Source organism: Bradyrhizobium sp. USDA 3262, from assembly GCF_054060035.1.
In genome coordinates, this window is the sequence record NZ_JBSSCT010000001.1 from 6,305,574 (window position 1) to 6,330,814 (window position 25,241).

A 25,241-nucleotide genomic window follows, 5' to 3' on the forward strand; every position below is an offset into this window, starting at 1 on the left:
AATCAGGCCGTTTTCTTGTGTTCGCCCCGGACCACGGTCCAGCGCTTCAGCTTCGAGATCGGCTTCGATTCCTCGATCCAGACCATGTCGCCCGGCTTGAACTGGTTGTTCTCGTCGTGCGCGTGGTAGTTCTTGGAACGGCGGATCGTCTTCTTGTAGATCGGGTGGGTGAAGCGGCGATCGACGCGCACCACGATGGTCTTGGCTTGCTTGTCGCTGACGACCACGCCCTGCAGAGTACGTTTCGGCATAGCTGGCCCCTTACTTCTTCTTCGCGCGCTGCTGGGCAGCGATGGTCTTGATACGAGCGATATCGCGGCGGGCTTCCCGCATCCGCGAGGTGTTCTCCAGCTGCCCGGTGGCGCGCTGGAAACGCAGGTTGAAGCGTTCCTTCTTCAAATTCAGGATCGCGTCTTCCCGCTGGTCGTCGCTCATCGCGCGAATGTCTTCAACTTTCATCTCGGCCATGGCGATTACTCCGCAATGCGCGCAACGAAGCGCGTCTTGATCGGCAGCTTGGCGGCGGCGAGCGACAGCGCTTCCTTCGCGGTCTGCACCGGCACGCCGTCGATCTCGAACATCACGCGGCCCGGCTTGATCCGGACCACCCACAATTCCGGGGCACCCTTGCCGGAGCCCATGCGGACTTCGGCGGGCTTCTTCGACACCGGCACGTCCGGGAACACGCGGATCCAGACGCGGCCGGCGCGCTTCATGTGACGGGTCAGCGCGCGGCGGGCGGCTTCGATCTGACGGGCGGTGACGCGCTCAGGCTCCATCGCCTTCAGGCCGAACTGGCCGAACGCCAACGTCGCGCCAGAGGTCGCAACGCCGTGGATACGGCCCTTATGCGCCTTCCGGAACTTCGTTTTCTTAGGTTGCATCATGGCTTTAAGCCCTCAAATTCCTGCTTTGCCTCAAGCGGCGTCGCGGCGCGAACGCGGCGTGCTGTCGCCTTCCGCCATCTTCTTGTCCTGGGCCATCGGATCGTGCTCGAGGATCTCGCCCTTGAAGATCCAGACCTTGACGCCGCAGGTGCCGAAGGTCGTGAACGCGGTGGCAACGCCGTAGTCGACGTCGGCGCGCAGCGTGTGCAGCGGCACGCGACCTTCGCGGTACCACTCCATGCGCGCGATTTCGGCGCCGCCGAGACGGCCCGAGCAGTTGATGCGGATGCCACCGGCACCGAGACGCATCGCCGACTGCACGGCGCGCTTCATGGCGCGGCGGAACGCGACGCGACGCTCGAGCTGCTGGGCGATCGATTCAGCGACCAGGGTCGCGTCGAGCTCCGGCTTGCGGATTTCGACGATGTTGATCACGACGTCCGACGAGGTGATGTCGGCAACCTTCTTGCGCAGCTTGTCGATGTCGGCGCCCTTCTTGCCGATCACGACGCCCGGACGGGCCGAGTGGATCGTCACGCGGCACTTCTTGTGCGGACGCTCGATCACGATGCGGGCCACGGCCGCCTGCTTGAGCTCCTTGTGCAGGATCTCGCGGATCTTGACGTCCTCGTGCAGCAGCTTGCCGTATTCCTGCTTGCCGGCGAACCAACGGGAGTCCCAGGTCCGGTTGATGCCGAGACGCAGCCCGATTGGATTGATCTTTTGACCCATCGTCTTCTCCTGCGCCCTTCTTAGGCGCTTGCCTCGGCCTCGACCTGACGAACCACGATGGTCAGGTGCGAGAACGGTTTGAACACACGGCCCGAACGGCCACGGCCGCGCGGAGCAAAACGCTTCATCACGATGCCATTGCCGACATGCGCCTCGGCGACGACCAGATCGTCAACCTCGAGGTCATGGTTGTTCTCGGCGTTCGCGATCGCCGATTCCAGGCACTTCTTGACGTCGACCGCGATCCGCTTGCGCGAGAACTGCAGGTCGGCGAGCGCAGCGGACGCCTTGCGGCCGCGGATCAGCTGCGCCACCAGGTTGAGCTTCTGCGGGCTGACGCGCAGCATGCGGGCGACGGCCTTGGCCTCATTGTCCGCGAGGCTACGTTCGCGCTTTGGTTTGCTCATCGGTTAATCCTCAAGCCTTCTTGGCTTTCTTGTCGCCCGAATGGCCGTGGAAGGTCCGGGTCGGCGAGAACTCGCCGAACTTGTGACCCACCATTTCCTCGTTGATTGCCACCGGCACGTGCTTGTGGCCGTTATAGACGCCGAACGTCAGGCCGACGAACTGCGGCAGGATGGTCGAGCGGCGGCTCCAGATCTTGATGACGTCGTGACGGCCGGACGAGCGCGCGGCATCTGCCTTCTTGAGCAGAGAACCTTCGACGAACGGGCCTTTCCAGACTGAACGAACCATGTCCGGCGTTCCTTACTTCTTCCGCTTGTGGCGGCTGAGGAGAATGAATTTGTTGGTCGACTTGTTGGTGCGGGTCTTCTTGCCCTTGGTCGGCTTGCCCCACGGAGTAACCGGGTGGCGACCGCCCGAGGTACGACCTTCACCACCGCCGTGCGGGTGATCGATCGGGTTCATGACGACGCCGCGGTTGTGCGGACGCCAGCCGAGCCAGCGGGTACGACCGGCCTTGCCGATCGAGATGTTCATGTGATCCGGGTTCGAGACCGCGCCGATCGTGCCGCGGCAACGGCCGTGCACCAGACGCTGTTCGCCCGAGTTCAGGCGGATGATCACGTAGTCCTGGTCGCGGCCGACGATCTGGGCGTAGGTGCCGGCGGAGCGCGCCAGCTGGCCGCCCTTGCCGATCTTCAGCTCGATGTTGTGCACGATCGTGCCGACCGGCATGTTGCCGAGCGGCATGACGTTGCCCGGCTTCACGTCGACATAGTTGCCGGCGACGACGGTGTCGCCCGCCGCCAGACGCTGCGGCGCCAGGATGTAGGCCAGCTCACCGTCCTGATACTTGATCAGCGCGATGAAGGCGGTGCGGTTCGGATCGTACTCGAGCCGCTCCACGACCGCCGGCACGTCCACCTTGTCGCGGCGGAAGTCGACGGTGCGGTAGGCCTTCTTGTGGCCGCCGCCGCGGAAACGCACGGTGATGCGGCCAGTGTTATTGCGACCGCCATTGCCGAGCTTGCCCTCGGTCAGCGTCTTCACCGGCTTGCCCTTGTAGAGCGCCGAACGATCGACCATGACCAGCTGGCGCTGGCCCGGCGTCGTAGGATTAAAGGTTTTCAATGCCATCGTCGTTGCGCCTTATAGTCCGGTAGTCACGTCGATGCGGTGGCCCTCTTCCAGGGTCACGATCGCGCGCTTGGTGTCCGACTGCGAGCCGAGATTGCCGCGGAACACCTTGGTCTTGCCTTTGCGAACGAGAGTGTTGACGCTCTTCACCTTGACGTCGAACAGCTTCTCGACCGCTTCCTTGATCTGCGGCTTGGTCGCCTTGCCGGCGACCTTGAACATCACCTTGTTGTGCTCGGAGGCGAGCGTCGCCTTTTCCGTCACGACGGGAGAGATGATGACGTCATAGTGGCGCGGATCGATGTTCTTCATTTGAAGCGCGCCTCCAGCGCATCAACCGCAGCCTTGGTCAGCACCAGCTTCTGGCGGCGGAGAATGTCGTAGACGTTGATGCCCTGGATCGGCAGCACGTCGATGTTCGGGATGTTGCGGGCCGCGGTCGCGAAACCGGCGTTGAGCTCGGCGCCGTCGATGATCAGCGCGTTGGTGAGCCCGAGGCCGGAGAAGTGACCGAGCAGCGCCTTGGTCTTGGCGGCCTCGAGCTGCGCATTGTCGATCACGATCAGCCCGCCGTCCTTGGCCTTGGCCGACAGCGCATGCTTCAGCGCGAGCGCGCGCACCTTCTTCGGCAGGTCGGTCGCGTGCGAGCGAACAACCGGACCGAACGCACGGCCACCGCCGCGGAACTGCGGCACGCGGGCCGAGCCGTGACGGGCGCCGCCGGTGCCCTTCTGCTTGTACATCTTCTTGCCGGTGCGCCAGATTTCGGCGCGGCCCTTGGCCTTGTGGGTACCGGCCTGACGCTTGTTCAGCTGCCACTGCACGCAGCGCTGGATGATATCCTTGCGCGGCTCGAGACCGAAGATCTCGTCCGAGAGCTGGACCGAGCCAGCGTCTTTGCCTTCAAGGGTGGTGACTTTCAGTTCCATCTCACACGCCCTCCTTCTCGGCCACAGCTTCGGCAGCGTCGCCGCCGGCAACCTTGAACTTGCCGGGCTTCGGGGCTTCCTTCGGCAGCGGCTTCTTGACCGCGTCGCGCACCGAGATCCAGCCGCCCTTGGAGCCGGGAACGGCGCCTTCGACGAGGATCAGGCCGCGCTCGACGTCGGTCGAAACCACGCGCAGATTGAGCGTGGTGATGCGATCGACGCCCATGTGACCGGGCATCTTCTTGTTCTTGAAGGTCTTGCCGGGATCCTGACGACCACCGGTCGAACCGATCGAACGGTGCGAGACCGACACACCGTGGGTGGCGCGCAGACCGCCGAAATTCCAGCGCTTCATGCCGCCGGCGAAGCCCTTACCGATCGAGGTGCCGGTGACGTCCACAAACTGGCCGACCACGAAATGGTCCGCCTGGATTTCCGCGCCGACCGGGATCAGCGCGTCCTCGGACACGCGGAACTCGGCGACCTTGCGCTTCGGTTCGACCTTGGCGACCGCGAACTGACCGCGTTCGGCCTTGGGCATGTACACGGTCTTGCGGGCGCCCGAGCCGAGCTGAAGAGCGACATAGCCGTTCTTCTCGGTCGTGCGGTGGCCAAGCACCTGGCAGTTGCCCAACTTCAGCACGGTCACAGGGATATGCTCGCCGGTCTCCGTAAAGACCCGCGTCATCCCGACCTTTTGTGCGATCACTCCGGAGCGCATCGGCGTGCTTCCTGTCTTTCTGTCCGCAAGCGGCGGACGTAAAAATCCAAAACCTTAGAGCTTGATCTCGACGTCGACACCGGCGGCCAGGTCGAGCTTCATCAGCGCATCGACGGTCTGCGGGGTCGGGTCGACAATGTCGAGGAGGCGCTTGTGGGTGCGCATCTCGAATTGCTCGCGGCTCTTCTTGTCAACGTGCGGCGAACGGTTGACGGTGAACTTCTCGATGCGGGTCGGCAGCGGAATCGGTCCGCGAACCTGCGCACCGGTGCGCTTCGCCGTGTTCACGATCTCACGGGTCGACGTATCGAGGATTCGATGGTCGAACGCCTTGAGACGGATGCGAATATTTTGGCCGTTCATTGCCGTATTCTTTCTTTAGTGAGTGGCGAGTAGCGAATAGCGAATGGAGTGACCCACTCGCTACTCGCCATTCCCTATTCGCGTAGTTACTCGATGATCGCGGCGACGACGCCGGCGCCGACGGTGCGGCCGCCTTCGCGGATCGCGAAGCGCAGCTTCTCTTCCATCGCGATCGGCACGATCAGGTGCACTTCCATCGCGATGTTGTCGCCCGGCATCACCATCTCGGTGCCTTCCGGCAGGTGCACGACACCGGTCACGTCGGTGGTGCGGAAGTAGAACTGCGGACGGTAGTTGGTGAAGAACGGGGTGTGGCGACCGCCCTCTTCCTTGGTGAGGATGTAAGCCTCAGCCTTGAACTTGGTGTGCGGCTTGACCGAACCGGGCTTGCACAGCACCTGGCCACGCTCGACTTCCTCGCGCTTGGTGCCGCGGAGCAGCGCACCGATGTTGTCGCCGGCCTGGCCCTGATCGAGCAGCTTGCGGAACATTTCGACGCCGGTGACGATGGTCTTCTGGGTGTCGCGGATACCGACGATTTCGATTTCCTCGCCGACCTTGATCACGCCGCGCTCGACACGGCCGGTAACGACGGTGCCGCGGCCCGAGATCGAGAACACGTCTTCAACCGGCATCAGGAACGGCTGGTCGATCGGACGCTCCGGCTGCGGGATGTACTCGTCGACATTGCGCATCAGCTCGAGGATGGCGTCGTGGCCGAGCTTCTTGTCCTTGTCCTCGAGGGCGGCGAGCGCCGAGCCCTTGATGATCGGGATCTTGTCGCCCGGGAATTCGTACTTCGAGAGCAGCTCGCGGACTTCGAGCTCGACGAGCTCGAGCAGCTCGGGATCGTCGACCATGTCGCACTTGTTGAGGAACACGACGAGCGCGGGCACGCCGACCTGGCGGGCGAGCAGGATGTGCTCGCGGGTCTGCGGCATCGGGCCGTCAGCAGCCGACACGACCAGGATCGCGCCGTCCATCTGGGCGGCACCGGTGATCATGTTCTTCACGTAGTCGGCGTGGCCGGGGCAGTCGACGTGAGCATAGTGGCGGTTCTGCGTCTCGTACTCGACGTGAGCGGTCGAGATCGTGATGCCGCGCGCCTTCTCTTCCGGCGCCTTGTCGATCTGGTCGTAGGCGGTGAACGTCGCGCCGCCGGTTTCTGCAAGCACCTTGGTGATCGCTGCGGTCAGCGAGGTCTTGCCATGGTCGACGTGACCGATGGTGCCGATGTTGCAGTGGGGCTTGTTACGCTCGAATTTTGCTTTGGCCATTTGACTCTCCGTTCAGTCGTCAGTTGCTAACCAACGACAATCAAGCAAACTTTTTCTGGACTTCAGCCGACACGTTCGCCGGAGCTTCGGCGTAGTGATCGAACTGCATCGTGAAGGTTGCGCGACCCTGGCTCATCGAGCGCAGGTTATTCACGTAACCGAACATGTTCATGAGCGGCACCATCGCGTTGATGACGTTGGCGTTGCCGCGCATGTCTTGGCCCTGGATCTGGCCGCGCCGGGAATTCAGATCGCCGATGACCGAACCGGTGTAGTCTTCCGGGGTCACCACCTCGACCTTCATGATCGGCTCGAGCAGAACGGACTTGCCTTTCGTCAGCGCTTCGCGGAACGCGGCGCGCGATGCGATTTCGAAGGCCAGTGCCGACGAATCGACGTCGTGATACTTGCCGTCGACCAGCTGCACCTTGACGTCCACCACCGGGAAGCCGGCGACGACACCCGAGCCCATGACGCTGTTGAGGCCCTTCTCGACGCCGGGGATGTATTCCTTCGGCACCGCACCGCCGACGATCTTCGATTCGAACTCATAACCCTTGCCGGGCTCGTTCGGCTCGACGACGATCGACACTTCGGCGAACTGACCGGTACCGCCGGTCTGCTTCTTGTGCGTGTACTTGACTTCGGCCTTCTTGGTCACGCGCTCGCGGAACGCCACCTGCGGCGCGCCGATGTTGGCGTCGACCTTGTAGGTGCGCTTGAGAATGTCGACCTTGATGTCGAGATGCAGTTCGCCCATGCCCTTGAGAATGGTCTGGCCGGACTCCTGGTCGGTCGACACGCGGAACGACGGATCTTCCGCGGCGAGCTTGGCAAGCGCCACGCCGAGCTTTTCCTGGTCGGCCTTCGACTTCGGCTCGATCGCGATCTCGATCACCGGCTCCGGGAATTCCATCTTCTCGAGGATGACCGGCTTGTCGGGATCGCACAGCGTGTCACCGGTGCGCGCTTCCTTCAGGCCAGCCAGCGCGACGATGTCGCCGGCATAGGCTTCCTTGATGTCCTCGCGGTTGTTCGCATGCATCAGCAGCATGCGGCCGATACGTTCCTTCTTCTCGCGGGTCGAATTCACCACGCCGGTGCCCGACTGCAGGACGCCGGAATAGATGCGGCAGAAGGTAATGGTGCCGACGAACGGGTCGTCCATGATCTTGAACGCGAGCAGCGCCAGCGGCTCCTTGTCGTCCGCCTTGCGCACGACCTCGTTGCCGTCATCATCGATGCCCTTGATCGCGGGCACGTCGATCGGCGACGGCAGGTAGTCGACGACCGCGTCGAGCAGCGGCTGCACGCCCTTGTTCTTGAACGCAGAGCCGCACAGCACCGGATAGAACGCGCCGGTGAGCACAGCCTTGCGGATCAAGCGCTTCAGGGTCGCCTCGTCCGGCTCCTTGCCGTCGAGGAACGCAGCCAAAGCGTCGTCGTCGAGCTCGACGGCGGCTTCCACCATCTTCTCGCGATATTCCTTGGCCTGCTCGATCATGTCTTCCGGGATGTCGACATAGTCGAACTTGGCACCGAGAGATTCATCGTTCCAGACGATGCCCTTCATGACGACCAGGTCGACGAGGCCCTTGAAGTTGTTCTCGGCGCCGATCGGAAGCTGGATCGCGATCGGCTTGGCACCGAGGCGGTCGACGATGTCGGACAGGCACTTGAAGAAATCGGCGCCGGTCTTGTCCATCTTGTTGGCGAAGACGATGCGCGGCACCTTATACTTGTCGCCCTGGCGCCAGACGGTCTCGGTCTGCGGCTCGACGCCCTGGTTGGAATCGAGAACGCAAACGGCGCCGTCGAGCACGCGCAGCGAACGCTCGACTTCAATCGTGAAGTCGACGTGGCCGGGGGTGTCGATGATGTTCAGACGCTTGCCGTTCCAGAACGCGGTGGTCGCAGCCGAGGTAATCGTGATGCCACGCTCCTGCTCCTGCTCCATCCAGTCCATCGTCGCGGCACCCTCGTGCACTTCGCCGATCTTGTGGCTCTTGCCGGTGTAATAGAGGATGCGCTCGGTGGTCGTGGTCTTACCGGCATCGATATGCGCCATGATACCGAAGTTGCGGTAGTTCTCTATGGCATGAACGCGGGGCATAGGCTGTTCCTTAAATTCCGTTGTTCGCCTTACCAGCGATAGTGCGAGAAGGCGCGGTTGGCTTCCGCCATCCGGTGCACGTCTTCACGCTTCTTGACGGCGTTGCCGCGATTGTTCGAGGCATCGAGCAGCTCAGCCGAGAGGCGCTCCGTCATGGTCTTCTCGTTGCGCTCGCGGGCGGCCGAGATCAGCCAGCGGATGCCGAGCGCCTGACGGCGCACCGAACGGACTTCCACCGGGACCTGATAGGTCGCGCCGCCGACGCGGCGGGAACGAACCTCGATGGTCGGCATCACGTTCTCGAGCGCCTGCTCGAACACGCCGAGCGGGGGCTGCTTGGTCTTGGCCTCGATCATGCCGAGCGCACCGTAGACGATGTTTTCGGCAACCGACTTCTTCCCGGCGTACATCACCGAGTTCATGAATTTCGTAATGATGATGTTCCCGAACTTCGGATCCGGAAGAACTTCACGCTTCTCAGCAGAATGGCGACGCGACATCTGATCGTTTCCCGCTTACTTCGGACGCTTCGCGCCGTACTTCGAACGGCGCTGCTTACGGTTCTTGACGCCCTGGGTATCCAGCACGCCGCGGAGGATGTGGTAGCGGACACCGGGCAAGTCCTTGACGCGACCGCCGCGGATCATGACCACCGAGTGCTCCTGCAGGTTATGGCCCTCACCCGGGATGTAGCCGATCACCTCGAAGCCGTTGGTCAGGCGCACCTTGGCGACCTTACGAAGCGCCGAGTTCGGCTTCTTCGGGGTCGTGGTGTAGACGCGCGTGCACACGCCGCGCTTCTGCGGCGACTGCTGCAGCGCCGGCACCTTCTTACGCGACTTCTGCACTTCACGCGGATTTGCGATCAGCTGGTTGATCGTCGGCATGCAGCCTTCACCCTTTAGTTCGCGCGAAAACCTTGAACGGCTCCGCAAATTTCTTCTCAGGACTAGCCGTCCCGCACGGCCCGCTCGGCACGGAACAAACAACCGCGCAAAGCGAAATCGCGCCAACCACTCATCGCTGAGCGGAAAGCGCATCGACGCCACAGAGGACCGCGATCCCGAACCGATCAGCGTTCGCTGTTCGGTCCGCCACCGAGGTCATGCATCCGAATTCACTCTCAAGAGGACGTGCTCAAGAGAACTAATATCGTCCTGGCATTGCCTAGCTATCATCGACAGCGTTTGAGCGGCATTCGTCGAGGTTGGTGCCCGTCCGGCTCCTCAAAAAGGGCCATCGGGTGTTCCGTTCCGACGCTGGCGTAGCTCACCGCCTGTCGTTAAGTGGGCGCCTTGTATAATCGAGAGATAGTGAAGTCAAGCAAAACGACAAGCAAAGAAACGCCTCTGGCACTTGCAGATTTCGCATTTCGCCGAGGTTCGGCGCAAGGCGAAATGTGACGGTCGACCGACCTCCCCGCGCCTATCATCCGAATCTTCGGGGCGCGCGCGGAATCATATTATACCCGGATAAAATATAGATAGAAACAACTCTCCCCAAGTTGGTCTTGAAGGCAAACTTCGAAACTAAGCCTTTATTTGCCATTCGCAGCGCAAAAATCGGGGTCACGGCCACGGAAACTCTTATGCGGTATACCGACATCGCGATCATCGGCGGCGGTCTTGCGGGCTCGACCGCGGCCGCCATGCTCGGCCGTGCCGGGATACCGACGGTCCTGGTCGATCCCCACCAAGTCTATCCGTTCGATTTCCGTGTCGAAAAGATCGGCGGCGACCTCCAGCTCGAGCGATTCGCCAGGACCGGCCTTGCTGAGTCGGTGCTCCGCTCGGCGACGCTGGACGGCGAGAACTGGATCGCGCGATTCGGCCGCCTGCTCGACCGGCAGCCGAGCCGGCAATACGGCATCATGTACGACGCGCTGATCGCCGCGATTCGGAACGAAATCGCGGGGCCGGCGGAATTCGTCTGCGACAAGGTGGTCAATGTCGCGACCAGCTCCGAGCGGCAGCGGCTCGTGCTTGCCAATGGCGAGGAGATCTCGGCGCGCCTCGTGGTGCTTGCCAACGGCCTGAATGTCGGGTTGCGCCGGATGCTCGGCATCGAGCGGCTGGTCACGAGCTTCTGCCACTCGATCTCGCTCGGCTTCGATTTCGTCCCCGTCGGCCGCCCCGCCTTCCCGTTCGCGGCCATGACCTATTTCTCGGAGCGGCCGAGCGACCGCATCCCCTACATCACGCTGTTTCCGGTCGGAGACCGGATGCGCGCCAACCTCTTCACCTATCGCAAGGCCGACGATCCCTGGCTGCGGGCGATGCGGCGCAATCCGGTCGAGACGCTGAACGCCGCGCTGCCGCGGCTGCGCCGGCTCGCCGGCGAGTTCGACATCGCGGGCGACATCAAGATCAGGCCCGCCGATATCTATGTCAGCACCGGCTATCGGCAGGCCGGCATCGTGCTGGTCGGTGATGCCTTCGCCAGCACCTGCCCCGTCACCGGCACCGGCACCGACAAGGTGTTCACCGACGTCGCCCAGCTCTGCAACGTCCACATCCCGGCCTGGCTGTCGACCGACGGCATGGGCGAGGACAAGATCGCCGCGTTCTACGACGATCCGGTCAAGACCGCCTGCGACGCCTGGTCGAACGCCAAGGCATTCAGCTTCCGCGAGGTGTCGGTCGGCAGCGGGCCAGCCTGGCGGGCCCAGCGCTGGGCGCGCTTTTTCGGCTATCTCGGCCGGGGCTGGCTGCGCCGGCTGCACACCCCCGCGGCGGCGTCAACGACGCGGCCGGCCAATCACTTCCGGCAACGTCCGCAAGCCGCGGACCGGGCGTAAAATAGAATCTAGCGCTCGGCCATCGCCCGCGGCGCGGCGCGGGCCTCACGCCTCCTCATCCTCGTCTTCGTCCTCATCTTCATCATCGTCATCATCCGCGTCGTCGGCGTCCTCATCGTGATTCAGATGCCCCTGGTCGTCCCACAGCTTGCGATAGACGCCATTGCGGGCCAGCAGTTCCGCGTGCGAGCCGCGTTCGATCGCCCTGCCGCCGGAGATCACGATGATCTCGTCCATCTCGACCACCGAAGTCAGGCGGTGCGTCGACCAGATCATGGTGCGGCCCTCGGCGACCTTGAGCAGCGTGCGGTTGATCGCAGCCTCCGTGGTCTGGTCGAGCGCCGAAGTCGCCTCGTCGAGCAGCAGAACGGACGGGTTGCGGATGATCGCGCGCGCGATCGCGATGCGCTGGCGCTGGCCGCCCGACAGGGTATCGCCGCGCTCGCCGACCGGCGTGTCGTAGCGCTGCGGCAGGCTCATGATGTAGCGATGGATCTCGGCCTTCCGGGCGGCGTCCTCGACTTCCGCGTCGGTCGCGCCTTCCTTGCCGAGCCGGATGTTCTCGCGGATCGACATGTTGAACAGCATGTTCTCCTGGAACACGACCGCCATACTCGCCCGCAGCGACTCGCGCGTCACCCGGCGGATATCGACGCCGTCGATGGCGACCCGGCCCTCGTCCGGCACGTAGAGCCGCAGGATCAGGTTGATCAGCGTGCTCTTGCCCGAGCCGCTGGGACCGACGATCGCAATGCTCTTGCCGGCATTGAGCTTGAGGCTGAGATTGTCGAGTACCGGCGTCTGCGCCCCCTCATACTGGAAGGTGACGCGATCGAAGGAGATGTCGTTGGTGATGCGCGGCAGATCCGGCGCGCCGGGACGGTCGGCGCCGCGGGTCGGCTCGTCGAGCAGTTCCTGGATGTGCCGCACCGCCGCCGCCGACTGGATCGACACCGGGATGAAATGCATCAGATGGGCGATGTTGTACGACACCTCCCAGAACGCACTCTCGAAGGTCACGAAGGTGCCGACGGTGATCTGCCCCTTGGTGGCGAGATAAGCGCCGATCGCCAGCACCACGAGGTGGAGCAGCAGCACCGCGATGGTGACGGTGCGCTCCACCATGGTCGACAGGAACATGGCTGACGCGGCCTTGGCCCGGACGTCGCGGTTGCGCATCGTGAACCAGCCGAGCGCCCGGCGCTGCAGATTGAACGCCTTCACCACCGCCTGGGCGGCAACGTTCTCCTGCACCGTTCCGAGCAGCGCGGCTTCGTTCTGCTTCTGCTCGTAATTGGCCTGCACCGCCTTCGGCGTCAGGATGCGCGGCCCGATCAGGGTGATCGGAAACACCAGCAAGGCGACCACGGCAAGCTGCCAGTTCAGGAACAGCATCAGGATGATGCCCGCGACCAGCTCGAGGCCCGGCAGCGCCGCGCTGTTGGCAAAGGTCTTGACCGAACCCTCGAACGCCGACAGATCGATCGAGAAGCGCGACAGGATCTCGCCGCGTTTGGTGCGCGCGAAATAGGCCGACGGCAGGTTCTGGACATGGTCGAACAGCCGCGTCCGCACGTCGGCGATGATGCCGGCGGCAAGCCGCGCATCCCAGCGCTCGTACCAGACGGCGATGATCGAGGTGACGATGCCGGCCACCGCCAGCACGCCGAGGATCTTGTAGAGGGCTCCGAAGTCCTCCTCGCCGAGCGCGTCGTCGATCAGGAATTTCAGGCTGAGCGGCATGATGACGTTGAACAACGTCTCGACCAGCACGCCGAAGGCGACGCAGGCGAACGGCTTCTTGTAGTTCGTCAGGATCGGCCTGACGAAGCCAAAGATCGTGGAGAGCGCGCCGGCGGCTTCCTTGGCGGTGAAGACGACGAGGTCCTCGTCATCATCGTCGTCATCGAGCTCGAACTCGTCGTCCGCGTCCTCATCCTCTTCGTCGTCAGCCGGCGCCGCGGCTGGCTTCGTGGAGACGGTCGCCGCGGGCGGACCGGACGCGGGCTTCTTCTTCAGCTCGGGATCGTCGGCCGCCGCTTTCGTCGGATCGTCTGATGCAGGAGGTCTTGATGAGGGAGGTCTTGGCGCCATGAAACCAACCGATGCTCCACGGCCGGCATGACCGCAAATCGAAACCGCAGCCGATAACACTGCGGCCGTAATCCTATGCGATCACGACGAATTCGGCAAAGCGTTTGGAACGGCCGACGCGCCGCCGCACGCTCGCGCGGATTCGCGGAGCGCAGCATTGCCGCCGTTTGACAGCTGGTTGACACAAGGCCGGTCGCCTGGCGGCAAAGGCTTCCGCTCGATGCCGCTAGTCGTCGAGGTCGGCTTCGACCTTGTCGAAGAAGGAATAGCGCAGGCTGTCGGAGTCGGCGTACCACTGCCCCGGCCCCTTGTTGGCGGCCAGCGTCAATGTCCACAGCGCATCGGTGCAGTCGCGGCGGTGCATCGACAGGTCGAAGCCGTTGCCGAAGAACAATTCCGACCACTCCCACCAGGTGCCGAGCTTCTTCACCCCGCGCAGCAGGTCGTAGCGGTCGATCACCGCCGGCGCCATGTCGGAGGTCACCGACGCGAACACGACGCCGGTCTTGACCACGCGGTTGAGTTCGCGCACCCCGCGCACGACCTGCTTCTCGCCGAGATGGCACAGCGAGGTCTCGAACACGAAGTCGAACTCGTTGGCCTTGAACGGCATGTCGGCGATCGAGCCGAGCTTGTTGTACTTCTTGAGCGCCTTCGGCGTCTTGCCGTGGATATAGCGGTTGTTCTCGATGCCCCAGGCATCGATGCCCCGTTCGCGCAGCGCGCCGACCAGTTCGCCGCTGGCGGAGCCGGCGATCAGCAGCTTGTAGCCCTTTGCCCTGCCCCACACCGTCTTGATCAGGTCCGTCAGATAGGCCGGGTCGGTGAAGTCGCGCCAGGCCTCGCTGTAAGGCCCGGCGCCGCGATAATTGTCGAAATAGCTGCGGTCGATCTTGTCGGACAGCGCGCTCTCGTCCTGCGCGCGGGTACGGCGCAGCCGCATCATCTCGGTGAGGATGATGTCGGTCGCGGCATCGGAGGAATCGAGCAGTCCGTTCAGCGTCGAATCGAACAGATAGTCGCCGACCACCACGATGCCGGGGTGCTCCTTCGGCTCGGGCCGGTGGTTGGTCATGACGTCGCGCACCGGCAAGCCGCCCGGCAGCGCGTTGACCGACGACAGCCAGCGATGGATCTTGCCTTCCAGGAAATGCTCGCGCGCATCGCCGAGCGAGGCCGGCAGCGACTTCAACGCGGCGTCGATCAGTTCCTGGTCGCTGAGATTGGCGAAGGCAAGCGCATCCGAGCCTGCGATCAGCCAGTTCAGCACGCCGTGCTTGCCGACATCGTGGCGCGCGCCCTCATTGTAGACGCAGCAGCCGCCGAACGCTTCCGACATGAACCAGGCGCCCGGGATCTTCTCGCCCCAGAACGGCTCGTCGAACAGGATCGAGACCCGCAGATAATGCGCGGGACGGTCGAAATAGGCGACGTGCTTGACCATCGACTTGCGCAGCTGTTCGCCGTCCCAGCGCATGGTCGCGAGCCAGGAGTGCGGCAGGCAGACCAGCACGAGATCGAAGTCGCGCGTCTCCGGCCCCTTGCCGTTCATCATGTTGAGCTGGTAGCGGCCATCGGCGGTCTTGCCGACCTTGAGCACACGATGGTTGAGCTGGATGTCGGCGCTGACTTCCGAGCGCAGACAATCGATCAGCTGCTCGTTGCCGTTCTGGATCGAATACAGGCCGATATAGCCGTCGACGTCCATCACATAGTTCTTCAGCGCGTTGAGGCCGTTGGTGTTGTGACTCTCGGTCGCGATGTCGGAACGCGCCATCACCTTGAAGAAGCGCTTGGCGGTCGCGTCCTCGACCTCCTCGTCGAGGACCTGCTCGGCGGTCTTGTAGGCCCACGGGTGCTCGTTGTCGTGGGCGCCGACGCCCTCGTAATATTCGATCGGCGACACCAGGTCGCTGCAGCGCTTGCGGAACGCCTCGATCGCGGCCGCGGTCTTCGCCCCGTATTTGCGGCGCATGCCGGGAACGTCGGCGAGCAGCTCGCCGTCGAGTTGCACCTGCTCGGCATCCATCGGGATCGTCTGCAGGCCGAAATGCTGGATCAGCTCGCGCAGTGGGTCCGGCCCCGTCATCGAGTAATCATAGATCTCGGCGACGCCGGCCTCATACACCGCCGGCGCCGTGTCGAATTTGCGCGTGACGATCTTGCCGCCGAGGCGGTTCGACGCCTCGAAGATGGTAACGCGGCAGAGGTCGCCGAGTTTGCGCTTCAAATACCAGGCGCTCATCAGCCCCCCGGGGCCGCCGCCTACGATAGCCAAGTCGAGCATATGGATTCCGTCGTCTCCGGCGCGAGCCAAACAGCCGGTCTAAGTCACCCTAGCAAAGGCACTTTTTTGCCTGAAGGAAAGATGAACAAACTGCGTCCCTGCACCGCAGCAAGGAAAGAAAGCAGCAAAAAGGCCGGCTAAACGCCGGCCTTCTCGCCATATCCGTAGTCTTGCGGATGCCTATTCCGCGGGCGGCAGCGCCAGCGGCTCCGCTTCCGGAGCCGTCGGCACGATCGCCGCCTGCTGCTTCTCGCGCTCGTCGAGGATCAGCTTGTCGCGCTTGACCGCGACTTCGCGGATCCGCGCCATCGAGGCGCCGGTGCCGGCCGGGATCAGGCGGCCGACAATGACGTTCTCCTTGAGGCCCTCGAGCGGATCCACCTTGCCGTTGACGGCAGCTTCGGTGAGCACGCGCGTGGTCTCCTGGAACGAGGCCGCCGAGAAGAAGGAGCGGGTCTGCAAGCTCGCCTTGGTGATGCCGAGCAGAACCGGCGTACCCGTGGCGGGCTTCTTGCCCTCCTCCTTGGCCTTGGTGTTGAGCGCGTCGAACTCGATCTTGTCGACCTGCTCGCCCGAGATCATGTCGGTGTCGCCCTGATCGGTGACCTCGACCTTCTGCAGCATCTGACGGACAATCACCTCGATGTGCTTGTCGTTGATGAGCACGCCCTGCAACCGGTAGACCTCCTGGATTTCGTTGACCAGGTAGGCAGCGAGTTCCTCGATGCCCTTGATCGCCAGGATGTCGTGCGGCGCCGGATTGCCTTCGACGATGAAATCGCCCTTTTCGACGATGTCGCCGTCCTGAAGGTGGATGTGCTTGCCCTTCGGGATCAGGTACTCGCGCGGCTCCTCGGTCTTGTCCATCGGCTCGATCGAGATGCGGCGCTTGTTCTTGTAGTCGCGGCCGAAGCGGATCGTTCCCGCGGTCTCCGCGATGATCGCCGCATCCTTCGGCTTGCGAGCCTCGAACAGTTCCGCCACCCGCGGCAGACCGCCGGTGATGTCACGCGTCTTGGCGCTCTCGGTCGAGATACGCGCCAGGATATCGCCAGGCATCACCTTCCCGCCGGTATCGACCGACAGAATGGCGTCGACCGACAGCATGTAGCGGGCATCGCCGCCACGCGCGAGCTTCATCACCTTGCCGTCCTTGCCCTTGACCACGATGGCCGGGCGCAGGTCCGAACCGCCGCGCGTCGTGCGCCAGTCGATGACCACGCGCTTGGCGATACCGGTCGATTCGTCGAGCGTTTCCGAGATCGACTGGCCTTCGACCAGATCCTCGAAACCGATCGTGCCCTCGACTTCGCTCAGCACCGGGCGGGTGTAGGGATCCCACTCGGCGATGCGCTGGCCGCGCTTGACCATGTCGCCTTCGTCAACGTGCATCTTCGAACCGTACTGGATACGGTGGGTTGCACGCTCGGTGCCGTCGGCATCGACGATCGCAACGACCATGTTGCGCACCATCGCGACCAGGCTGCCTTCGCTGTTGCGGGCGATCGCCTTGTTCCTGATCACGATCTTGCCGTCGAAGTTCGATTCGACGAACGACTGCTCGTTGAGCTGCGCGGCGCCGCCGATGTGGAACGTGCGCATCGTCAGCTGCGTGCCGGGCTCACCGATCGACTGCGCCGCGATGACGCCGACGGCCTCACCGTGGTTGACCGGCGTGCCGCGAGCCAGATCGCGGCCGTAGCACTTGGCGCAGATGCCGTTGATCAGCTCGCAGGTCAGCGCCGAGCGGATCTTCACTTCCTGGATGCCAGCCTGCTGGATCGCGTCGACATGGCTCTCCTCCATCAACGTGTCGCGCTTGATGACGACCTCGTTGGTGGCGGGATCGCGCACGTCATCGCAGGCCACGCGGCCCAGGATGCGCGAACCGAGCGAGGCGACCACGGTGCCGGCGTCGACGATAGCGCGCATCTTGATGCCGAGCGTGGTGCCACAATCGGTCTGCGTGATGATGCAGTCCTGCGCGACGTCGACCAGACGGCGGGTCAGGTAGCCCGAGTTCGCGGTCTTCAACGCGGTGTCCGCGAGGCCCTTGCGGGCGCCGTGGGTCGAGTTGAAGTACTCGAGCACCGACAGACCTTCCTTGAAGTTGGAAATGATCGGCGTCTCGATGATCTCGCCCGACGGCTTGGCCATCAGGCCGCGCATGCCGGCGAGCTGGCGCATCTGCGCCGGCGAACCACGCGCACCGGAGTGCGCCATCATGTAGATCGAGTTGATGTCGGCATCCGCGCCCGCCGCCGTCTTCTTGGTGGACGAGATCTCCTTCATCATCGCCTTGGCGACTTCTTCACCGGCCTTCGACCAGGCGTCGACGACCTTGTTGTACTTCTCGCCATGGGTGATCAGGCCGTCATTGTACTGCTGCTCGAAATCCTTCGCCAGCGTACGGGTCTGGTCCACGATCTTCCACTTCGACGCCGGCACGACCATGTCGTCCTTGCCGAACGAGATGCCCGCCTTGAAGGCGTTGTAGAAGCCGAGCGCCATGATGCGGTCGCAGAAGATCACGGTCTCCTTCTGACCGCAGTGACGGTAGACCTGGTCGATCACGCCGGAGATCTCGCGCTTGGTCATCAGCTTGTTGATGATGTCGTACGAGATCTTGGTGCTCTTCGGCAGCAGGTTGCCGAGCATGACGCGGCCGGCGGTGGTCTCGATCCAGCGCTTGGACTGCTTGCCTTCCTCGTCGAGGCCTTCCCACCGGTACTTGATCTTGGTGTGGAGGTGGATGACCTTCGAATGCAGGGCGTGCTCGAGCTCGGCCATGTCGCCGAAGATCTTGCCCTCGCCGGGCAGGCCTTCGCGCATGATCGAGACGTAGTAGAGGCCGAGCACGATGTCCTGCGACGGCACGATGATCGGCTGGCCGTTCGCCGGATGCAGGATGTTGTTGGTCGACATCATCAGGACGCGCGCTTCCAGCTGCGCTTCGAGCGACAGCGGAACGTGCACGGCCATCTGGTCGCCGTCGAAGTCGGCGTTGAACGCGGCGCAGACCAGCGGATGCAGCTGGATCGCCTTGCCCTCGATCAGCACCGGCTCGAACGCCTGGATGCCCAGGCGATGCAGCGTCGGTGCGCGGTTGAGCAGCACCGGATGCTCGCGGATCACCTCGTCGAGGATATCCCAGACCTCCGGACGCTCCTTCTCGACCAGCTTCTTGGCCTGCTTCACCGTGGTGGACAGGCCCTTGGCGTCGAGCCGCGAGTAGATGAACGGCTTGAACAGCTCAAGCGCCATCTTCTTAGGCAGGCCGCACTGATGCAGGCGCAGCTCGGGACCGACCACGATCACCGAACGGCCCGAATAGTCGACGCGCTTGCCGAGCAGGTTCTGACGGAACCGGCCCTGCTTGCCCTTCAGCATGTCGGCGAGCGACTTCAGCGGACGCTTGTTGGCGCCGGTGATGACGCGGCCGCGGCGGCCGTTGTCGAACAGCGCGTCGACGGCCTCCTGCAGCATGCGCTTTTCGTTGCGGATGATGATGTCCGGCGCACGCAGTTCCATCAGCCGCTTCAAGCGGTTGTTGCGGTTGATGACGCGGCGGTACAGGTCGTTGAGGTCGGAGGTCGCGAACCGGCCGCCGTCGAGCGGCACCAGCGGACGCAGGTCCGGCGGAATCACCGGCACGACCGTCATGATCATCCATTCCGGCTTGTTGCCGGAGACACGGAAGGCCTCGACGATCTTCAGACGCTTGGCGAGCTTCTTGTGCTTGATGTCGGAGTCGGTCTCCGCCATGTCGGCACGCAGCGTCGCCTCGAGCTTTTCGAGCTCGAGCCCCTTGAGCAGCTCGCGGATCGCCTCGGCGCCGATCATGGCGGTGAAGGAATCCTGGCCGTACTCGTCCTGCGCCTTCAGATACTCGTCTTCAGACAGCAGCTGACGGTCCTTCAGCGCAGTGAGACCCGGCTCGAGCACGACGTAGTATTCGAAGTAGAGGATCCGCTCGAGATCCTTCAGCGTCATGTCGAGCAACAGGCCGATGCGCGAGGGCAGCGACTTCAGGAACCAGATGTGGGCGACCGGCGCCGCCAGCTCGATATGGCCCATGCGCTCGCGCCGGACGCGCGACAGCGTCACCTCGACCGAGCACTTCTCGCAGATGATGCCCTTGTACTTCATCCGCTTGTACTTGCCGCACAAGCACTCGTAGTCCTTGATCGGCCCGAAGATGCGCGCGCAGAACAGGCCGTCACGCTCCGGCTTGAAGGTGCGGTAGTTGATGGTCTCCGGCTTCTTGATCTCGCCGTACGACCAGGACAGAATCTTCTCCGGAGACGCGATCGAAATCCGGATCTGGTCGAAGACCTGGGCCGGCGTCGTCGGATTGAAAAGATTCATAATCTCTTGATTCATGGTCTTCTCCTCGCGTGCCGATCGTCACCGGCAGCAAATTCGAAACTTCTATTCAGCGCGCGCCCCGCCCAACGTCCGAGCGGAGTGCGGAGGCCCGGCGCGTTTCGCGCCGGGCATGATCACAGCGTTACTCGGCCGCTTCCGACGTCGACGCCGGTCCCACCTTGGAATTGTGCAGGTCGACGTTGAGGCCGAGCGAGCGCATTTCCTTGACCAGCACGTTGAACGATTCCGGAATACCGGCCTCGAAGGTGTCGTCGCCGCGCACGATCGCCTCGTACACCTTGGTACGGCCGGCGACGTCGTCCGACTTCACGGTCAGCATCTCCTGCAGCGTGTAGGCGGCGCCGTAGGCTTCAAGCGCCCAGACCTCCATTTCGCCGAAGCGCTGGCCGCCGAACTGCGCCTTGCCGCCCAGCGGCTGCTGGGTGACGAGCGAGTACGGACCGATCGAACGCGCGTGGATCTTGTCGTCCACGAGGTGGTGCAGCTTGAGCATGTAGATGTAGCCCATCGTCACCTTACGATCGAACTGATCGCCGGTACGGCCGTCATAAACGGTCGACTGGCCGGAGGCGTCGAAGCCCGCGAGCTTCAGCATCTCCTCGATGTCGGCCTCCTTGGCGCCGTCGAACACCGGCGTTGCGATCGGCACGCCGTGGCTCAGATTGCGGCCGAGCTCGACCAGCTCGTTGTCGTTCAGCGACTTGATGGTTTCATCCTCGCCATAGATCTTCTTCAGGGTCTCGCGCAGCGGCTTGAGATCCTGCTTGTGATAATAGGCGTCGATGGTCTGCCCGATGCGCTTGCCGAGGCCGGCGCAGGCCCAACCGAGATGGGTCTCGAGGATCTGACCGACGTTCATGCGCGAAGGCACGCCGAGCGGATTGAGCACGATGTCGGCATGCGTTCCGTCCTCGAGGAACGGCATGTCCTCGATCGGCACGATCTTCGACACCACACCCTTGTTGCCGTGACGGCCGGCCATCTTGTCGCCGGGCTGGATCTTGCGCTTCACCGCGACGAAGACCTTGACCATCTTCATCACGCCGGGCGGCAGCTCGTCGCCACGCTGCAGCTTCTCGACCTTGTCGAGGAAGCGCTGCTCGAGGCCCTTCTTCGACTCGTCGTACTGCTTCCGCATGGCCTCGATCTCGGCCATCAGCTTGTCGTTCGGCGAGGCGAACAGCCACCACTGCGACTTCGGATACTCGTCGAGCACCGCGCGGGTGATCTTGGTATCCTTCTTGAAGCCCTTCGGGCCGGCGATGCCCTGGCGGTTCTCCAGAAGCTCGGCGAGGCGGCTGTAGACGTTGCGGTCCAGGATCGCCTGCTCGTCGTCGCGGTCCTTGGCCAGACGCTCGATCTCCTCGCGCTCGATCGCCAGCGCACGCTCGTCCTTGTCGACGCCGTGGCGGTTGAACACGCGGACTTCCACGATCGTGCCCTGCACGCCCGGAGGCACGCGCAGCGAGGTGTCGCGGACGTCGGAGGCCTTCTCGCCGAAGATGGCGCGCAGCAGCTTCTCTTCCGGCGTCATCGGGCTCTCGCCCTTCGGCGTGATCTTGCCGACCAGGATGTCGCCGGCGCGGACTTCCGCACCGATGTAGACGATACCGGCTTCGTCGAGGTTCTTCAGCGCTTCTTCCGAGACGTTCGGAATGTCGCGGGTGATTTCCTCAGGACCGAGCTTGGTGTCGCGGGCCATCACCTCGAACTCCTCGATGTGAATCGAGGTGAAGACGTCGTCCTTCACGATCCGCTCGGAGAGCAGGATCGAGTCTTCGAAGTTGTAGCCGTTCCACGGCATGAACGCGACCAGCACGTTGCGGCCGAGCGCGAGCTCGCCGAGATCGGTCGACGGACCGTCGGCGATGATGTCGCCCTTCTTGACGATGTCGCCGACCTTCACCAGCGGACGCTGGTTGATGCAGGTCGACTGGTTGGAGCGCTGGTACTTCATCAGCCGGTAGATATCGACGCCCGACTTGGTCGGATCGAGATCCTCGGTGGCGCGGATCACGACGCGGGTGGCGTCGATCTGGTCGATCACGCCCGAGCGGCGCGCGGCAATCGCCGCGCCCGAGTCACGGGCGACCACGCCTTCCATGCCGGTGCCGACGAACGGCGCCTCGGCGCGAACCAGCGGCACCGCCTGGCGCTGCATGTTCGAGCCCATCAGCGCGCGGTTGGCGTCGTCGTTCTCGAGGAACGGGATCAGCGCCGCGGCGACCGAAACCAGCTGCTTCGGCGACACGTCCATGTAGTCGACCTTGTCCGGCGTCACCGGCAGCACTTCGCCGGCATGACGGCAGACCACGAGATCGTCGGTGAAGCGGCCCTTGGCATCGAGCGGCACGTTGGCCTGCGCGACGCGGTAGCGGCCCTCTTCCATCGCCGACAGATAGACCACCTCGTCGGTGACCCGGCCGTCCTTGATCTTGCGATAGGGCGTCTCGACGAAGCCGTACTTGTTGACGCGCGCGAACGTCGCCAGCGAGTTGATCAGGCCGATGTTCGGACCTTCCGGCGTTTCAATCGGGCAGATACGGCCGTAATGCGTCGGATGCACGTCGCGGACTTCGAAGCCGGCACGCTCGCGGGTCAGACCGCCCGGGCCAAGCGCCGACAGGCGCCGCTTGTGGGTGATTTCCGACAGCGGGTTGGTCTGGTCCATGAACTGCGACAGCTGCGAGGAGCCGAAGAACTCGCGCACCGCGGCAGCCGCGGGCTTGGCGTTGATCAGGTCCTGCGGCATCACGGTGTCGATATCGACGCTCGACATGCGCTCCTTGATCGCGCGCTCCATGCGGAGCAGGCCGATCCGGTACTGGTTCTCCATGAGCTCGCCGACCGAGCGCACCCGGCGGTTGCCGAGATGGTCGATGTCGTCGATCTCGCCCTTGCCGTCGCGCAGGTCGACCAGCGTCTTGATGACCGCCAGGATGTCTTCCTTGCGCAGCGTGCGATGGGTATCGGGCGCATCGAGCTCGAGGCGCATGTTCATCTTGACGCGGCCGACCGCAGAGAGGTCGTAGCGCTCGGCGTCGAAGAACAGCGACTGGAACATCGCCTGCGCCGAATCCAGCGTCGGCGGCTCGCCCGGACGCATCACGCGGTAGATGTCGAACAGCGCGTCCTCGCGCGTCATGTTCTTGTCGGCCGACAGCGTGTTGCGGATGTAGGCGCCGACATTGACGTGGTCGATGTCGAGCAGCGGCAGGTCCTTGTAGCCCTGCTCGTTCAGCACCTTGAGCGACTTCTCGGTGATCTCCTCGCCGGCTTCGGCGTAGATCTCACCGGTCTTCGGGTTGACGAGATCCTCGGCGAGATAGTTGCCGACGAGCTCCTCGTCCGACATGCGCAGCGCCTTCAGGCCCTTCTCCTGAAGCTGGCGCGCCTGGCGCACGGTCAGCTTCTTGCCGGCCTCGAGCACCACCTTGCCGGTGTCGGCGTCGATCAGGTCGTTGACGGTCGAATAGCCGCGGAAGCGGTTGGCATCGAACGGCACGCGCCATCCGTCCTTGGTCCGCTTGTAGGTGATCTTCTTGTAGAAGGTCGACAGGATCTGTTCGCCGTCGAGACCGAGCGCGTACATCAGCGAGGTCACGGGCAGCTTGCGGCGGCGGTCAATGCGCGCGAACACGATGTCCTTGGCGTCGAACTCGATGTCGAGCCAGGAACCGCGATACGGAATCACGCGCGCGGCAAACAGCAGCTTGCCGGACGAATGGGTCTTGCCCTTGTCGTGGTCGAAGAACACGCCGGGCGAACGGTGCATCTGCGAGACGATGACGCGCTCGGTGCCGTTGACGACGAAGGTGCCGTTCATCGTCATGAGCGGGATGTCGCCCATGTAGACGTCCTGCTCCTTGATGTCCTTGACCGACTTGGCGCCGGTTTCCTCGTCGATATCGAACACGATGAGGCGCAGCGTCACCTTGAGCGGCGCAGCAAAGGTCATGCCGCGCTGGCGGCACTCGTCGACGTCATATTTCGGCTGTTCGAACTCGTAGCGGACGAATTCGAGCATCGAGGTGCCGGAGAAATCCGAAATCGGGAACACCGAACGGAACACCGCCTGCAGGCCCTCGTCGAGCCGACCGCCGGTCGGCTCGTCAACCATCAGGAACTGGTCATAGGACGCCTTCTGAACCTCGATGAGGTTCGGCATCTCGGCGACTTCCTTGATGTGACCGAAAAACTTGCGTACGCGTTTGCGACCGGTGAATGTCTGCTGCGCCATCGTGGCCTCTCATTTTCGTCGCCTTTGTGGGGCGAACCTTCCGGGAGCGACTGCCATCGGCCCCGGGTTGAATTTCGAATCGTCTCGAAGGAACGAAGCGCAAAGTCAGGAATTAAATCCCCGTCCCGGCCCCGACCACCTCCAAAACGCAAAACAACGCGCGGGGCGCATCACTGCACCCGCTCGTCCAAACGCTCCGCTTTACGGACTGAAAAAGCCCGAAATCTGACTGTCTCCCAACGGCTTCCGCCGAGGACCCTGCCGTCCCCGCCGCCTACCGTGTTTTTCCGCTGCCAACCCGATATGGGATGGCAATAAAGGAGATTCGAGGGTTAAGTCCACGGATCCCCACACTTTTTTGTGTCCGGCGCGCCACGCGACAACCTGTCGCACGCCGTTTGCATGGCCCGGGAGCGCCCAGAGGCGCTCCCGGATCGCGCATTACTTGAGGTCGACCTTGGCGCCAGCCTTCTCGAGCTGGGCCTTGATCTTGTCGGCTTCTTCCTTGTTCACGCCTTCCTTGACGGGCTTCGGAGCGCCTTCGACGAGGTCCTTGGCTTCCTTCAGGCCCAGGCCAGTGATGGCGCGGACTTCCTTGATGACTTCGATCTTCTTGTCGCCGGCGGCAGCCAGCACGACGGTGAAGTCGGTCTTCTCTTCAGCCGGAGCAGCGGCAGCGCCGCCGGCAGCCGGGCCGGCAACCGCGACGGCGGCAGCGGCGGACACGCCCCACTTTTCTTCGAGGAGCTTGGCCAGTTCGGCCGCTTCGAGCACGGTGAGGCTCGAGAGGTCGTCGACGATTTTCTGCAGATCAGCCATTGTTCAGTTCCTTAAACGTTTGGTTCGAACCAGGTTTGAGATTAGCGAAGG

General features: G+C 63.5%; 21 protein-coding genes. 1 reads left to right on the forward strand and 20 read right to left on the reverse strand.

Going from position 1 to position 25,241, the window contains the following annotated elements:
• Positions 1-2: 2 nt before the first annotated feature.
• The 15 genes from rpsQ to rpsL form a co-directional block, all read right to left on the reverse strand.
• Entirely contained in the window at positions 3-251 is a 249-nt protein-coding gene (rpsQ, locus tag ACVWYP_RS29735) for a 30S ribosomal protein S17 (RefSeq protein WP_016843754.1), read from the reverse strand.
• Positions 252-261: 10 nt separating this feature from the next.
• Positions 262-468: a 50S ribosomal protein L29 gene (gene rpmC, locus ACVWYP_RS29740; RefSeq protein ID WP_016843753.1), complete on the reverse strand. Its 207-nt coding sequence runs from the start codon at positions 466-468 to the stop codon at positions 262-264.
• 5 nt (positions 469-473) lie between these two features.
• Positions 474-887, reverse strand: a complete 414-nt coding sequence (gene rplP / locus ACVWYP_RS29745; RefSeq protein WP_016843752.1) for a 50S ribosomal protein L16 — start codon at positions 885-887, stop codon at positions 474-476.
• 30 nt (positions 888-917) lie between these two features.
• Entirely contained in the window at positions 918-1,619 is a 702-nt protein-coding gene (gene rpsC, locus ACVWYP_RS29750) for a 30S ribosomal protein S3 (RefSeq protein ID WP_016843751.1), read from the reverse strand.
• A 20-nt stretch (positions 1,620-1,639) separates the two neighbouring features.
• Complete coding sequence (gene rplV, locus ACVWYP_RS29755) at positions 1,640-2,026, reverse strand: 50S ribosomal protein L22 (protein ID WP_016843750.1); 387 nt, start codon at positions 2,024-2,026, stop codon at positions 1,640-1,642.
• 10 nt (positions 2,027-2,036) lie between these two features.
• Positions 2,037-2,315 (reverse strand): 30S ribosomal protein S19, encoded by a 279-nt coding sequence (rpsS, locus tag ACVWYP_RS29760; protein WP_028335459.1) that lies wholly within the window; start codon positions 2,313-2,315, stop codon positions 2,037-2,039.
• Positions 2,316-2,327: 12 nt separating this feature from the next.
• Positions 2,328-3,161, reverse strand: coding sequence for a 50S ribosomal protein L2 (gene rplB / locus ACVWYP_RS29765; RefSeq protein WP_018272138.1), 834 nt, complete (start codon positions 3,159-3,161; stop codon positions 2,328-2,330).
• A gap of 12 nt (positions 3,162-3,173) precedes the next feature.
• A complete protein-coding gene (locus tag ACVWYP_RS29770) occupies positions 3,174-3,473 on the reverse strand; it encodes a 50S ribosomal protein L23 (RefSeq protein ID WP_028339313.1) in 300 nt (99 codons plus the stop codon).
• Positions 3,470-4,090, reverse strand: coding sequence for a 50S ribosomal protein L4 (gene rplD / locus ACVWYP_RS29775; protein WP_028339314.1), 621 nt, complete (start codon positions 4,088-4,090; stop codon positions 3,470-3,472). Before rplD ends, ACVWYP_RS29770 begins: the two co-directional genes overlap by 4 nt.
• Position 4,091: 1 nt before the next feature.
• The gene (rplC, locus tag ACVWYP_RS29780; RefSeq protein WP_028339315.1) at positions 4,092-4,811 is read right to left on the reverse strand and encodes a 50S ribosomal protein L3; all 720 of its coding nucleotides are present in this window, start codon (positions 4,809-4,811) and stop codon (positions 4,092-4,094) included.
• A 54-nt stretch (positions 4,812-4,865) separates the two neighbouring features.
• Entirely contained in the window at positions 4,866-5,174 is a 309-nt protein-coding gene (gene rpsJ / locus ACVWYP_RS29785; RefSeq protein ID WP_002712302.1) for a 30S ribosomal protein S10, read from the reverse strand.
• Positions 5,175-5,260: 86 nt separating this feature from the next.
• Positions 5,261-6,451, reverse strand: coding sequence for an elongation factor Tu (gene tuf / locus ACVWYP_RS29790; RefSeq protein ID WP_028339316.1), 1,191 nt, complete (start codon positions 6,449-6,451; stop codon positions 5,261-5,263).
• 40 nt (positions 6,452-6,491) lie between these two features.
• Entirely contained in the window at positions 6,492-8,564 is a 2,073-nt protein-coding gene (gene fusA / locus ACVWYP_RS29795) for an elongation factor G (protein ID WP_028339317.1), read from the reverse strand.
• Positions 8,565-8,593: 29 nt separating this feature from the next.
• A complete protein-coding gene (rpsG, locus tag ACVWYP_RS29800) occupies positions 8,594-9,064 on the reverse strand; it encodes a 30S ribosomal protein S7 (RefSeq protein ID WP_021081660.1) in 471 nt (156 codons plus the stop codon).
• Positions 9,065-9,079: 15 nt separating this feature from the next.
• Positions 9,080-9,451 carry a 30S ribosomal protein S12 gene (gene rpsL, locus ACVWYP_RS29805; protein ID WP_006611834.1) on the reverse strand — a complete coding sequence of 124 codons (372 nt, stop codon included), beginning with the start codon at positions 9,449-9,451 and terminating at the stop codon, positions 9,080-9,082.
• A gap of 701 nt (positions 9,452-10,152) precedes the next feature.
• Between rpsL and ACVWYP_RS29810 the strand changes: the two genes are divergently transcribed.
• Positions 10,153-11,361: an FAD-dependent oxidoreductase gene (locus ACVWYP_RS29810; RefSeq protein WP_304495807.1), complete on the forward strand. Its 1,209-nt coding sequence runs from the start codon at positions 10,153-10,155 to the stop codon at positions 11,359-11,361.
• A 45-nt stretch (positions 11,362-11,406) separates the two neighbouring features.
• Here ACVWYP_RS29810 and ACVWYP_RS29815 read toward each other — a convergent pair whose 3' ends face one another.
• From ACVWYP_RS29815 to rplL, 5 genes are all read right to left on the reverse strand, one after another.
• Positions 11,407-13,455 (reverse strand): ABC transporter ATP-binding protein, encoded by a 2,049-nt coding sequence (locus ACVWYP_RS29815; RefSeq protein ID WP_304495808.1) that lies wholly within the window; start codon positions 13,453-13,455, stop codon positions 11,407-11,409.
• A 226-nt stretch (positions 13,456-13,681) separates the two neighbouring features.
• Complete coding sequence (locus ACVWYP_RS29820) at positions 13,682-15,742, reverse strand: FAD-dependent oxidoreductase (protein ID WP_304495809.1); 2,061 nt, start codon at positions 15,740-15,742, stop codon at positions 13,682-13,684.
• A 180-nt stretch (positions 15,743-15,922) separates the two neighbouring features.
• Positions 15,923-20,125 (reverse strand): DNA-directed RNA polymerase subunit beta', encoded by a 4,203-nt coding sequence (gene rpoC, locus ACVWYP_RS29825; RefSeq protein ID WP_028339320.1) that lies wholly within the window; start codon positions 20,123-20,125, stop codon positions 15,923-15,925.
• 127 nt (positions 20,126-20,252) lie between these two features.
• Positions 20,253-24,371: a DNA-directed RNA polymerase subunit beta gene (rpoB, locus tag ACVWYP_RS29830; protein WP_028339321.1), complete on the reverse strand. Its 4,119-nt coding sequence runs from the start codon at positions 24,369-24,371 to the stop codon at positions 20,253-20,255.
• A gap of 441 nt (positions 24,372-24,812) precedes the next feature.
• Positions 24,813-25,190: a 50S ribosomal protein L7/L12 gene (gene rplL, locus ACVWYP_RS29835; protein ID WP_028339322.1), complete on the reverse strand. Its 378-nt coding sequence runs from the start codon at positions 25,188-25,190 to the stop codon at positions 24,813-24,815.
• Positions 25,191-25,241 lie beyond the last annotated feature (51 nt).